General features: G+C 46.0%; 12 protein-coding genes and 1 pseudogene. 11 read left to right on the forward strand and 2 right to left on the reverse strand.

Features of this window, described 5'->3' with window-relative positions; all coding sequences use genetic code 11:
• Positions 1-49: 49 nt before the first annotated feature.
• Positions 50-529 (reverse strand): GAF domain-containing protein, encoded by a 480-nt coding sequence (locus MKY35_RS03480; RefSeq protein ID WP_342445607.1) that lies wholly within the window; start codon positions 527-529, stop codon positions 50-52.
• Positions 530-802: 273 nt separating this feature from the next.
• Between MKY35_RS03480 and MKY35_RS03485 the strand changes: the two genes are divergently transcribed.
• The 9 genes and pseudogenes from MKY35_RS03485 to MKY35_RS03525 all read left to right on the forward strand — a co-directional run bounded on the left by MKY35_RS03485 (position 803) and on the right by MKY35_RS03525 (position 10,534).
• Entirely contained in the window at positions 803-1,108 is a 306-nt protein-coding gene (locus MKY35_RS03485) for a hypothetical protein (protein ID WP_322251867.1), read from the forward strand.
• Positions 1,109-1,330: 222 nt separating this feature from the next.
• Positions 1,331-1,927, forward strand: coding sequence for a GNAT family protein (locus MKY35_RS03490; RefSeq protein ID WP_342445608.1), 597 nt, complete (start codon positions 1,331-1,333; stop codon positions 1,925-1,927).
• Complete coding sequence (locus tag MKY35_RS03495; protein WP_029515821.1) at positions 1,911-2,669, forward strand: energy-coupling factor transporter transmembrane component T; 759 nt, start codon at positions 1,911-1,913, stop codon at positions 2,667-2,669. Before MKY35_RS03490 ends, MKY35_RS03495 begins: the two co-directional genes overlap by 17 nt.
• Before the next feature lie 156 nt (positions 2,670-2,825).
• Entirely contained in the window at positions 2,826-3,413 is a 588-nt protein-coding gene (locus tag MKY35_RS03500) for an ECF transporter S component (RefSeq protein ID WP_322251863.1), read from the forward strand.
• 60 nt (positions 3,414-3,473) lie between these two features.
• Positions 3,474-4,007 (forward strand): annotated as a pseudogene (locus tag MKY35_RS03505) (ABC transporter ATP-binding protein); the annotation flags it as partial.
• Positions 4,008-4,166: 159 nt separating this feature from the next.
• A complete protein-coding gene (locus tag MKY35_RS03510) occupies positions 4,167-5,033 on the forward strand; it encodes an ATP-binding cassette domain-containing protein (protein ID WP_342446593.1) in 867 nt (288 codons plus the stop codon).
• Between the two features lie 173 nt (positions 5,034-5,206).
• A complete protein-coding gene (locus MKY35_RS03515; protein ID WP_342445609.1) occupies positions 5,207-6,721 on the forward strand; it encodes an MDR family MFS transporter in 1,515 nt (504 codons plus the stop codon).
• A 609-nt stretch (positions 6,722-7,330) separates the two neighbouring features.
• Positions 7,331-8,830, forward strand: coding sequence for a glycoside hydrolase family 68 protein (locus MKY35_RS03520; protein WP_342445610.1), 1,500 nt, complete (start codon positions 7,331-7,333; stop codon positions 8,828-8,830).
• 111 nt (positions 8,831-8,941) lie between these two features.
• Entirely contained in the window at positions 8,942-10,534 is a 1,593-nt protein-coding gene (locus MKY35_RS03525) for a glycoside hydrolase family 32 protein (protein WP_342445611.1), read from the forward strand.
• 174 nt (positions 10,535-10,708) lie between these two features.
• On the opposite strand, the gene MKY35_RS03530 is transcribed toward MKY35_RS03525, so the two are convergent.
• Positions 10,709-11,173: a MarR family transcriptional regulator gene (locus tag MKY35_RS03530; RefSeq protein ID WP_013369372.1), complete on the reverse strand. Its 465-nt coding sequence runs from the start codon at positions 11,171-11,173 to the stop codon at positions 10,709-10,711.
• A 289-nt stretch (positions 11,174-11,462) separates the two neighbouring features.
• Between MKY35_RS03530 and MKY35_RS03535 the strand changes: the two genes are divergently transcribed.
• Together MKY35_RS03535 and MKY35_RS03540 are read left to right on the forward strand one after the other, a co-directional pair.
• Positions 11,463-11,897, forward strand: coding sequence for a hypothetical protein (locus MKY35_RS03535; RefSeq protein WP_029515814.1), 435 nt, complete (start codon positions 11,463-11,465; stop codon positions 11,895-11,897).
• Positions 11,898-12,115: 218 nt separating this feature from the next.
• Entirely contained in the window at positions 12,116-12,301 is a 186-nt protein-coding gene (locus MKY35_RS03540) for a hypothetical protein (protein ID WP_029515813.1), read from the forward strand.
• Positions 12,302-12,319 lie beyond the last annotated feature (18 nt).

Below are 12,319 nucleotides of genomic sequence, written 5' to 3' on the forward strand. Positions count from 1 at the left end.
CCCTCCTATATTGTGGCGAAGGAAGACGATATATATGCGCTATTTTTGGTTATAGGCTGGCTAACAGAATAGCCGTAAATTCCTCTAGGAATACACGATCTTCGTGATCAAAACGACCTTTAAGTGGGCTGTCAATGTCCAGCACTCCTATCAGCTCCCCATTCTTGACAAGGGGAATAACGATTTCACTATTGGAAGCAGCGTCACAGGCAATATGTCCTGAAAACGCATGTACATCATCTATAACAAGCGTTCGTTGTTCTGCTGCTGCGGTACCGCATACGCCACGTCCCAACGGAATCCGTATACATGCAGGTAAGCCCTGGAAAGGACCAAGTACAAGCTCAGTGCCATCATAAAGATAGAAACCGCTCCAGTTAATATTTGGAAGGAAGTGACCGAGTAATGCTGAAGCATTTGCCAGATTAGCAATGGTATTGGATTCATCATGAATCAGTGCCCGGAGTTGTCCGAGAACGGATTCGAATTGTTCATGACGTGTGCCTTCGTAAGGTATAGTTTGAAACATGTAGAGTTCACGCTCCTAACATTAAATTTTCACATGAAGTGCTGTATAAATCACCAAAAATAGGTAATAATGCAATTCACTTTTACCATTGGTTAATTAATTTAAGATATAACGATTGTGTATATTCAGTCAAGTAGAAAACTATACGTTTTTAGCGGGGCAAACAATATCGAAAGTAATTCAGCAAGGGTTGCCCTCATCTGTTTCCAGCTTATCCTCTATGGGTAAAAACAGTGTAACATGGTTGGCCTAGGCCAGAGAGGAGTTACAATTATGCATGCAGATGTTCAGAACTTGTTTATCCGTATACAGATGCTTTCTTATGCACATCAGAACGATCTCACGATAAGAGATATTCAACCTGTGTTGGAAGAGCGCGGTTACCGTGTAGGAGAACGTGAGGTCAAGCAGGAGCTTGAAAACCTGACGCAGGAAAACTTTCTGACACCGCATGATGATATGTACAGCATTACCGGTGCAGGGATCGATGAATTACAGGAAATTCAGTCGATGCTGGATGTACTGTACAAGGATGTTGTGAAGAAAACGACACGCACCACTACCCGTGTCTCTTCTTAAAAGGCTTAGATGCTCAATACTTTTGATTCGGAAGACAAGCTCTCAAACGGTTTAATCTCTTATAAAATAGAAGATGCCCTTCTAATTCCTAATCCTAGGAACAGAAGGGCATCTTCTATATATAAGCTTCTCAGCTTTAAATAAGGTTGTGTTTGTTGAAGGTGTATGCTTAAATGTAGCGTATATTTATTGTCATTTTAAATGCTGGAAGGATGATTGAACATGTGTGCATATGCATGTAAGGGGCATATACCATCGCTGGAAAGTCCGCGTCTTCGGCTGCGCAGAATGGAAAGCGGAGATGCGGCTATGATGTTCGCCTGCTGGTCTGATCCGGAGGTTCACCGTTATATGAACCTTTCTGGTATGTCAGGACGTGAGGACGCAGAGGATATGATTGAGCTGTTGAATGAGCTGGCGAAGACGGAGGATGCGCTGCGCTGGGGAATAGAGCTGAAGGAGAACGGGAAGTTGATTGGAAGCTGTGGTTTTAATTATTGGCAGACAGCGGGAGCTTATAAAGCTGAGATTGGTTATGAGATAGCCAAGCCTTATTGGCGACAGGGTTACATGACCGAGGCGCTACGCTTGGTGCTGTCATTCGGGTATAACACGATTTGGTTGAATCGGATCGAAGCGCTGGTGGACCCGCGCAATACAGGCTCGCAAGCTCTGCTGTCCTCGATGGGCTGGACACAGGAAGGACTGTTGCGGCAGGTACAGCATACATCTACAGGCTTTAAGGATATGCTGATATATTCTTTACTGCATGAAGAATGGCTCAGACTGGAGGCACAACGAAATGCTGTTTCAGTATAACGGCGGTTCATCACCACTGCACAGGCTAGGGCCGTTAAGTAAGCTAATATGGGTGGGATGCTTTAGCCTCCTGTCGATGGTTTGGGATTCGACGTTGCGGGAAGCAGTTCTCTTGGCTGTACTGATTGCTGTGGCTGGCTTGGGCGCACGTTTGACCTTAGCACGCCAACTTCGGGCTATGTCATTCCTGATTGGGTTAGGCATCCCGTATTTTATACTGTCTATCCTAGCGATTCGAGAAGGACATCCCGTGGCTTCATGGGGACCCATTGTCATTACAGCAGAGGGACTGGATATCGCAGGGGCGTTAACGTTGCGGATTTTTGTGTTGTTTTTGGCATCTTATATCTATCTCTCGACGACCGATCCCCGAGATTTTGTGCAGGCATTGAATCTGCGCTTGCGTGTTCCTTATCGGTTTGCGTTCGGTATTTCAGTGGCACTAACGTTTCTCCCCTTATTGGAAGAAGAAGGGCGAACCATTATGGCAGCACGGCGTGTTCGTGGACAGGAACCACCACGAGGGTGGAGCCATCGGTTATCATGGTGGAGCGGGTATGCGGCTGCCGTATTGGTGAATGCTGTAAGGCGGGTTCAGCAGACGGCGCTGGCTATGGAGGGCAAAGGTTTCGGCGCTTATGCAGAACGGACCTATCTTCGCACACTGAAGAATGGGCGTTTAGGCAACTTATGTGCTGTGACTGCTGTAGTAGCTACGGCTGTTTTAGGGTGGAGCTTATAAAGTGAAGCCTCTTATTTTTGTTCTTATTGTCAACCTTTTAAATATAATTAGGTTGACAATAAGGCTGCAGATGAATACATTTATACAGTAGCAGCTTGTATAAGGATCAGAGCTGCAATCTTATAGATTAGATAGGGAGAGGAGTCAAGAATACATATGAAGGAATCTCGTATGTTTGCAAAGTTTACAACGCTGGATATCGTACTCATGGCGATGCTGGCCACGTTGAACGGCGTCATGACCGTGTATTTGTCGATCATTAACAAAACATTAAACAGTCTGGGAGGGCCTATCGCAACTTCCACTATTGTCGGTCTGTACATGATATACGGTTTGTTGGCCTATTATATTATTCGTAAGCCGGGTACGGCGGTTATTGCTTATGCTTTTGGTGCGGTAGTGCAGTCTTTTATGGGCTCTGCCTATGGAATTGCTTCTATTATTGCGGCGGCTGTCTGCTATATGATTGCGGCTGAGTTGGTATTTGCCTTGTTGCGGTATCGGCGCTGGAACGCAGTTTCGCTGATGCTAGTGGGTGGGGCTATGGTTCCGCTGTGGTTTATTGTGGCAGCCAATATGTTTGGCTATATGCATTGGGGGTGGAAGGTGCTGACGATTGCACTGGTCGTTCGTATCCTGAGCGGCATTGTCCTGTGTGGTCTGCTGACGAAAGTGCTGGGCGATGCCTTAAATCGTACGGGACTGTTAAAACGGTTTGAACTGGGACGCGCTTCACGTGCATAGCCGTGGGTGGCTATGCACGTGGTTATATCTTCAACAATGGGGATCGAGGATATCTCAGTTATGAATGAACATAGCGATGATAATTTGAACAGTAAAATAGCCGTATCCTTGAAGAATTTTGGCTATCGGTATGATGATCAGGTGGAGCCAGCGTTACATGGCCTGACACTGGACATTGCGGTGGGCGAGCATGTAGCCATTGTCGGAGCCAGCGGAAGTGGAAAATCTACGCTATGCCAGTTGCTTCATGGCGGATTGTCCCGTTCTGGCGAGGGCGAACGAACGGGTGAGCTGACCGTGTACGGGATGGACCCCGATACCGCTGATCTGGCTACTGTCGCCACCACTGTCGGCGTCGTGCTTCAGGACCCGGATGCCCAGCTGGTGCAGGGAATCGTCGAAGACGAGATTGCTTTTGGGCCGGAGAACCTGCGCGTGCCTCCGGCAGAAATAGCGCAGCGCATTGCCGCTGCGCTGGAGGCCGTCGGCCTAGCTCCCGAGCGCGACTCCTTCGTGCGGCGCCTCTCGGGAGGCCAGCGCCAACGCACCGCGATTGCAGCGGTACTGGCGTTGGAAGCGCCGCTGGTCGTGTTCGACGACGCAGCTGCGCAGTTAGACCCGCCGGCTGTCTGCGACTTCGTCCTGTTATGTCGGCGGCTCCATGCCGAAGGCCGGACGGTAGTTACCGCGTCCGGCCGCATAGACGATGGCGCGCGGGCAGCGCAGCGCATCATCGTCCTGAAGGGCGGGACCGTGCAGCTGCAGGGTCCGCCCGAAACGCTGCTGCGCGAACATGGTGCGCAGCTGGCCGCCTTGGGGCTGCTCCCCTCTCCGGCAGGGAGGGAAGACATGCCGCGTGAGCCGGGGGTGAATCCCGGCTCAGCAGCGGACCGCCCTGGGCAGCCGTTGCTGAAGGTGAGGGGATTGCCCTTCACCTACCCCGGCAGCCAGCGCCCGGCGCTCAAGGGCGTGAGTCTTGCCCTTGCACCTGGCGAACGAGCCGTGCTGTTGGGCGAGAACGGCTCAGGTAAAACCACGCTCGGCAAGCTGCTCATGGGCCTACTTCCTGCACCGAAGGGGTGCATGTGGTGGGAGGGGCAGGATATGGCGAAGCTGCCCATTCACCAGCTGGCTACCGAAATCGGCTATGTGTTCCAGCAGCCAGAGCATCAGTTTGCAGCTGCAACGGTGTGGGAAGAGTGCTTGTACAGCGTTCGCGCCAAGCTTGGTTTACGGACCGGGGAGCCGGTTCCCGCCGCATATGTGGAACGGGCGCATCACTTGCTGGCTGCCGCAAGGCTGGAGCACAGACTGGATGCCTCCCCGTACCTGCTAAGTGGAGGCGAAAAAAGACTCTTGAGCGTTGCGGCACAATTCATCTTGCCCAAAAAGCTATACATTTTGGATGAGCCTACCGCAGGAACGGATTACGAAGGGGCGAATATTATGCTCCGTATGTGCACAGAGCAGTCTGCCGAAGGCTCGGCTTTCCTGATCATCACCCACGATATGCAGGTAGCTGAAAGCTTTGCCAGCGATGTTCTTCGTATGGAAGAGGGGTATCTCTATAGAACGGAAAATTGCTGGAATGATCATACGATTACAGTTGACAAAAATTAAGGATATGTAGACAATAATATATATACATCGTACAAAACAGGCGGCCTATATAGGCCGCCTGTTTACGATTATGCAGTGAGGGTTATAATCCATTCAGGAAAGGCTTGCCGCACAGATACAACACAGTTTTTATAAGGAAAGGATTTGTGATTTGCTTGGGAGACGATAAACCTATGAAGCGCGGACTCGTGCTGACAGGTGTTCTATTGGCCACTTTTTTGGCCGCAATTGAAGGAACGGTTATCGGTCCAGCGGGACCGACGATTGTTAGTGAACTGGGCAGCGTGAATTTGCTCAGCTGGATTTTTACGGCATATTTACTGACGATGGCTGTGACCACACCTATTTTCGGAAAGCTTAGCGATTTGTTTGGCCGAAAACCCATTTTTTTAATCGGTTGTTCGTTGTTTGTACTTGGCTCTTTACTTTGTATGATAGCTGGTACTATGGAGCAGCTTATTATCTACCGGGCCATTCAGGGGATTGGTGCGGGTGGTGTCATTCCTGTTACCTTTACCATCATCGGTGATATATACAAAATGGAGGAACGTGGCAAAGTCCAAGGCATGATCAGCTCAGTATGGGGAATTTCTTCCCTGATCGGGCCACTCTTGGGCGGTTATGTGGTCACCTATTTTGGTTGGGAGTGGATTTTCGGCTTTAACGTTCCTTTTGGATTGCTGGCTATGTACTTCATCGCCCGTTACTTGCGTGAACAGGTAAGCAAGCGTACCGCACGTATCGACGTACCCGGAGCGGTTACCTTTACCATCGGGATGACGGCTCTCTTGCTCGTATTGGCACTGGGCGGACAGTATATCGGTTGGGCTTCTCCTGAATTGCTGGCCTTGGCTGCCGTAGCCATTCTGTTCCTGATTCTGTTTTTGGTTATAGAAAAACGCGCTCAGGAACCGATGGTGCCACTAAAGTTATTTCGGATACGGGATATCGCTTTTTCCTGTGCCGCAGCCCTGTTAGTCAGCACCCTGCTGATCGGATTGACTAGCTATCTTCCACTATGGATTCAAGGTGTATACGGTGGGGATGCCGCTTCATCTGGTCTCGCATTGGCTCCAATGTCCATAGGCTGGCTATTTGGCTCTATGATCGGAGGACGCATTTTGCTGACGCTGGGCTCGCGTCGAACCTCATTGATTGGACTGACCCTGATTGTATTGGGAGCCTTCGTCATGACCTTGATGGGCCAAACGGCTCCGATCTGGCTGCTCTTCCTGTCTACATTGTTGTATGGACTGGGATTCGGTTTCTCGATAACTGTGTTTACGATTATTGCCCAGTCCTCGGTCGGGTTCCAGTTGCGTGGCGCGTCTACAGCTTTGAATACATTCCTGCGCACGTTGGGGCAAACGATCGGGGTTGCTGCCTTCGGTTCATGGCTGAATTATCGCATTGCTGCCCAGACAGCAGACGGACAGCTTACACAGCAAGGGGTTACGCAGGAGGATATTAACGGTCTGCTTGCACCTCATGCTTCACAGAGTCTAAGTGACAAGGTTGCCGGATTGCTTCGTTCTGTACTGGAAAACAGTCTGCATTCCCTGTTCGTTATCATGGTCGTTATTGCAGTGATTAGCTGGTTTGTCGTGCTCGGACTGCGGAACCGTCCGCCGGGTACGGAAGAAGAGGCAGATCAGCGCGTAAAGACACCACAAAGAGAACACGCATAAAAAATAATATAAATCTTTCATTATAAAAGAGATAGCCCGGACCTTTGAATAAAAGTCCGGGCTATCTCTTTATTCAAAGGTCTCTCCTCCTAATGATTCAACAAAAAACCACCTCGCATAGGACCAATAAATTTCCCAGCATACAAAAAGGAAATAAAAATCCCCTTGAGATTGCGATATATTCATATGGTATAGGTAACAAAATAGTAAAAAAGTCTTAAAAAATTGTAACTAAAAATCTGTTTCTGCATTGAACTATAGGGTACTAAGGAACTATTTTTTTGAACCCGCTTACAAATTGGGTTTTGTATGATTTATTTTAGAATGATTTTGCATGTGAATGAAGCAACCAAGCTAGCAATATGAAACACGGAAAAAAATCAAGTAGCAAATTTTTCTGAATGTAATAGGAATGAAAAAATAGGAATTTTCAGAAAATTACTAGGAAAATATGAGGATGAAATTCATAGAGGAACCTGTTTTCTTACCTCACATAATAGGGCTTTTCAGTCTATATCAATCGTTTGACATACCATATAAAATGACCCTACCAACCAAAAAGTTGGGTTTCAAATCTAGAACATAATTAGATTAAGGGAGATGGAGTACTTGAAGTTTAACAAATGGTTCAGTAAAGCAGCCACTGCAACAGTAGCAACTACCTTGCTGTTAGGAGGCGGCGTTCAGGCTTTTGCCGAGGAAAATGATGCATCTGATCTCAAAACAGACAATGCATTTACGCAAATTACGCGTAATGACATGCTGAATATTTTCAAACAGCAAGGCAAAGAGAAATATGAGGTTCCGTCCTTCGATGCGTCTACAATTAAGAATATTCCTTCTGCTATTGGTCGCGACAGCTCAGGCAAGCTGACTGATTTTGATGTCTGGGACTCTTGGCCGTTACAAAATGCCGATGGCACAGTAGCCAATTACAAAGGGTATAATATCGTTTTTGGATTGGCAGGCGATCCTAAAAGAGCAGAGGATACATTTATATATCTGTTCTATCAAAAAGCGGGTAATACCTCGCTGAGCGGCTGGAAAAATGCCGGAAGAGTATTTAAAGACAATGATAAATTACTTGCCAACGATCCGATTCTAAAAAATCAGTCAGAAGAATGGTCCGGTTCTGCTACGTTAACCTCTGATGGACAAGTACGTTTATTTTATACCAGCAGACAGCCCTTTGAGCCAAGTAACCAACTATACGGCAAACAAACCTTGAGCACGGCTCAAATTAATGTCTCTCAGCCTGATGACAAGACACTGAAAGTAGATGGAGTCGAGGATTTGAAATCGATCTATGACGGTGGAGATGGGAAAACCTATCAAAATGTACAGCAAAGCGTCGGAATAGATATGGACAACCATACGTTTAGAGACCCTCACTATGTCGAGGATCAAGGCCACAAATATATTATATTTGAAGCGAACACAGGGACAGAAACCGGCTACCAAGGCGAAGATTCGCTTCAAAACCCAGCTTATTATGGCGGCAATAAGAAATTCTTCACGGAAGAGCAACAAAATTTGTTGCAAAGTCCCAAGAAAAAGGGAGCTGAGCTGGCTAACGGCGCACTGGGCATCGTTGAATTGAATGATGATTATACGTTGAAAAATGTAATGCCTCCTTTGATTGCTTCCAATTTGGTAACAGATGAAATTGAACGGGCAAATGTGTTCAAAATGAACGGTTTGTGGTATTTATTTACGAGTACGAGAGGTTCCAAGGTGACTGTAGATGCGATCGGTGACGATGATATTTACATGCTGGGTTATGTTTCTACTTCCTTGACAGGGCCTTATAAACCCCTGAATGGAACCGGTCTCGTTCTTCATCAGGATCTGGATCGTGATGATATTACCTGGACGTATGCCCATTTTGCTATCCCGCAAGGCAAAGGCAATAACGTAGTCGTTTCGAGTTATATGACCAATCGCGGGCTTTTCCCGGATCACAAATCTACTTTCGCACCAAGCTTCCTGCTGAATATTAAAGGCTCGAAAACCTCTGTTGTGAAAAACGGTATTTTGGAGCAAGGGCAAATCACGATTGATCCAACGGATGACAAAAAAGAATCTCCAAATGAGTATGGAAAGAAATAAGTAGGTATATGTAATGCAGTATGCCCGAAGGCGGCAGATTGGTAGCAACCCGATCTGTCGTCCATCGGGCGGTACATAACGATGCAATGAGAGGTAAGGAGGATCGTCATAATGAAAAAAAAAACTCCCAAGAGCATTTGGATACGATCCGTTGTAATCATCACAGGCTTAACTATATTCATAGCTATGGGTTGGAGTATGTACCAACAGGATACAGCCGAACCCCCAAAATCTGCTGCAACTCCAAAAAATCAAGCTAATCAAAGTAAGCATACAACACCGACCTATCGGTCAGCCTATCATTTTACCGTTCCGGATAAGTGGAAGAATGATCCTCAACGTCCCATTTATTTCGATGAAAAATATCATTATTACTATTTATACAATCGTGACTATCCCAAAAAGAACGGTACAGAATGGCGACATGCCACATCAACCGACCTGGTTCATTGGAAAGATGAAGGGGTGGCGATTCCCAAATATACGAACCGGAATGGAGATCCTTGGTCCGGTTCGGTCGTGATCGATGATAAGAATACCGCAGGTTTTGGAAAAGGGACGCTGGTAGCCATTGTGACACAGCCCTCCGCAGATGGCGGAAAGCAGGAACAATTTTTGTGGTACAGTAAGGATAAAGGCAAGACGTTTACTTCTTACCGCAACAAGCCTGTGATGTCCAACCCCGGTACAAAGGACTTCAGAGATCCCAAAATCATCCGAGATACTCAACGTAATCAATGGGTGATGGTCATGGCAGAGGGAACGAAGATTGGCTTTTATAAGTCTAAAAATTTAAAGGATTGGCAATTTACGAGTGGCTTTCAAACGGAAAATATCGGGCTTGTGGAATGTCCTGACCTTTACCAGATGCGTGCAGATGATGGAACCTATCAATGGATTTTGGGCGCGAGCGCCAATAGCAAATCAACAGGCGGACCCAACACGTATGCCTACTGGACGGGAGATTTTAATGGAGAAGCATTTCTCCCTGATCACAGTGAACCTGAGTGGCTGGATTATGGGTTTGACTGGTATGGTGCAGTTACGTTCGAGGAAGGAAAAGACAAAGATAAATACAGTCACCGTTATGCTCTGGCCTGGATGAATAATTGGGATTATGCCAATAACACGCCTACCCTAAAGGAAGGCTTTAATGGAATGGATTCGATTGTTCGTCAAATTCGGTTGAAGCATACAGCGGATGCTGGATATCGCTTAGTTTCACAGCCAGTAAAAACTTTGGAACGATTCCAAACTTCTACGAAATCATTTGGACAGATCAAAGTAGACGGTGTTTACTCGCTTCCGGTAGCAGGCGATACCTATCAGTTAGAGGCGGATGTATCTTGGTCAACGATCAAAAATGCGGGACTGAGGCTTCGAGAGTCAGCAGATGGCAAGCGCCATGTGGATGTCGGTGTTTCGGTGGATGGGCAATACTCCTACGTAAATAGAGCCAATACCGGACATCCGGATCAGAGTGGGAAATATGTAGAGAGCAAGGCGCCTTTTGATGCTAATAAGAAAAAGGTCCACCTAAACATTCTCGTCGATAAAACCAGCATTGAAGTGTTTGTAGATGATGGAGAAGTAGCTTATTCCTCCTTAATATTTCCACGATTAGAGGATCAGAAAATTACTCTTTTTTCCGATGGCGGTCCGGCTATGTTTAACAATGTAGTGGTCAAACATTTTAGTCGATAGCAGATACTTATGCTGCTCGTAAGCTTGGGCATATTTCGCTCTATTCAGGTATATAAAAAGTCCACCCATGAATATAAGGGTGGACTTTTCTAGTATAAATCTAATCTACGTTTAGCACAGCTAAAGATTGTTCATTTCTTCACAAATGATCGTTTGCTAAAATTACTATACATTCTATTTGTGATAAGGTGACAGGTTATCGGCGCTACGGCCCAATTTTTTAAGCAAGCCGATGAGTTGATCTCTTTCTGTTTCACTGATTCCGCTAAAGGCACGTTCAATCTGACGTGTATAATCAGGATAAATTTCGTCCATGACACGTTGTCCCTCGTCCGTCAATTCTGCATATATAATCCGACGATCTTGGTCGCACGGGTGACGGTGCAAATAACCGCGGCTCTCCAGCTTGTCAATAACATAAGTGACATTTCCGCTTTGCAGAAGCAGCTTTGCTCCAATTTGTTGGATTGGCTGCGCGCCCTTGTGATATAAAACTTCCATCACGGCAAAGGCCGTTGGGTTGAAGCCCACCGTTTTGATGCCAGCAACCGCATGTTCGTTTACACTTTTGAATGACTTGGCAAACACGCTATACAAATGCATGGATTGCTGTGTCACCAATGTTCGGTAATCTATCATCTTCATTCCGCCTTTATGTATGGATTTGGGCATCCTTTGACCGCTCGGCTCGGATGACCGGGCAACCATACCCTTGTTACTAGCATAAAGGGATTTACATAGCGAAAACATGCGATTTGTCACAGTAGCTGCTTTTTTAACTATTTAATTTCAAAGCATTAAAGTAAATTTTTGAAAAATAAAGGATTTGAATGTAAAAATACTGTTCTGGTTGGTTATATTAAAAAAGAACATACCTAACCTAATGAACAAATTAACAAAATAAGCTAATTTAGAGGAGATGAAACACATGGATACGGGTTCTTTCCGTTTTCAATTTCGTGATCCGCAGCAAGCTGCTCAAGCCTGTGAAACATTAAAGGAAATTGGATACTCTGCCAGCACGAACGGTGACACAGGTCTCAATGTACATATTGAGAACCAAGATGTACTGTCTGCATTGGAAATTTGCCAAGCCTATGAAGGAAGCATGATTGAGGTAGGGACTCTTTTCTCTAAACCGGATGAATATCCCGGTTTGCAAGGAAATATAGGTGTACATAATCCAGGTTATAGCCCGGAAGACTGGATTATCCCAGCACATACGATCAACGAAGACTGGAGCGAAGCTTATAAAAATGGCTCCTCTCAAACGTACACTAATACGACGGAGGAGCACAACGTCAGCTCTGATCCTCAACCCGAGGACGATGTGGATGGATTTTCTGGAAGCATCCATACCTGATTTTTATCCTAAAATCATGATTAGAAATTTGAGTCTTCACTGTCCAGCACATTTTAAGGAAAAGTTCCTATAAGACCATGGATTATTGTGGCTTTGAAGGAGCTTTTTTTGTGTGAGAAAAACTCAGTTAGAGCTTTTGCCAGAACTGAAACTCTGTAGGATTTGCATAAATAGCAGCGACAACAGGGAATAACAATTTCAGAAAGGAGGTCTTGACCATGCAAAAATTAGGAGTTCACGAAAAATTGGAATTACATGAGCTGCTTACGTTTAAAACAACTTGCCTCACAAAAGCCCAAACCATGATTCCTTTAGTGTCAGACACAAACTTAAAAAACATTTTGCAGCAGGATGTCAACGGTGGTACACAAGATATTCAACAGCTTAGAAATCTACTTGTGTAATTTTAAAGGAGGATTAAC

It is taken from the genome of Paenibacillus sp. FSL L8-0638 (assembly GCF_038593075.1).
Taxonomy (GTDB): Bacteria; Bacillota; Bacilli; order Paenibacillales; family Paenibacillaceae; genus Paenibacillus; species Paenibacillus polymyxa_D.

What these genes read in the sequence shown, in the direction of transcription:
- MKY35_RS03480 (WP_342445607.1), bottom strand. Translation starts at nt 529, where the DNA reads ATGTTTCAAACTATACCTTACGAAGGCACACGTCATGAACAATTCGAA.
- MKY35_RS03485 (WP_322251867.1), top strand. Translation starts at nt 803, where the DNA reads ATGCATGCAGATGTTCAGAACTTGTTTATCCGTATACAGATGCTTTCT.
- MKY35_RS03490 (WP_342445608.1), top strand. Translation starts at nt 1,331, where the DNA reads ATGTGTGCATATGCATGTAAGGGGCATATACCATCGCTGGAAAGTCCG.
- MKY35_RS03495 (WP_029515821.1), top strand. Translation starts at nt 1,911, where the DNA reads ATGCTGTTTCAGTATAACGGCGGTTCATCACCACTGCACAGGCTAGGG.
- MKY35_RS03500 (WP_322251863.1), top strand. Translation starts at nt 2,826, where the DNA reads ATGAAGGAATCTCGTATGTTTGCAAAGTTTACAACGCTGGATATCGTA.
- MKY35_RS03515 (WP_342445609.1), top strand. Translation starts at nt 5,207, where the DNA reads ATGAAGCGCGGACTCGTGCTGACAGGTGTTCTATTGGCCACTTTTTTG.
- MKY35_RS03525 (WP_342445611.1), top strand. Translation starts at nt 8,942, where the DNA reads ATGAAAAAAAAAACTCCCAAGAGCATTTGGATACGATCCGTTGTAATC.
- MKY35_RS03530 (WP_013369372.1), bottom strand. Translation starts at nt 11,173, where the DNA reads ATGATAGATTACCGAACATTGGTGACACAGCAATCCATGCATTTGTAT.
- MKY35_RS03535 (WP_029515814.1), top strand. Translation starts at nt 11,463, where the DNA reads ATGGATACGGGTTCTTTCCGTTTTCAATTTCGTGATCCGCAGCAAGCT.
- MKY35_RS03540 (WP_029515813.1), top strand. Translation starts at nt 12,116, where the DNA reads ATGCAAAAATTAGGAGTTCACGAAAAATTGGAATTACATGAGCTGCTT.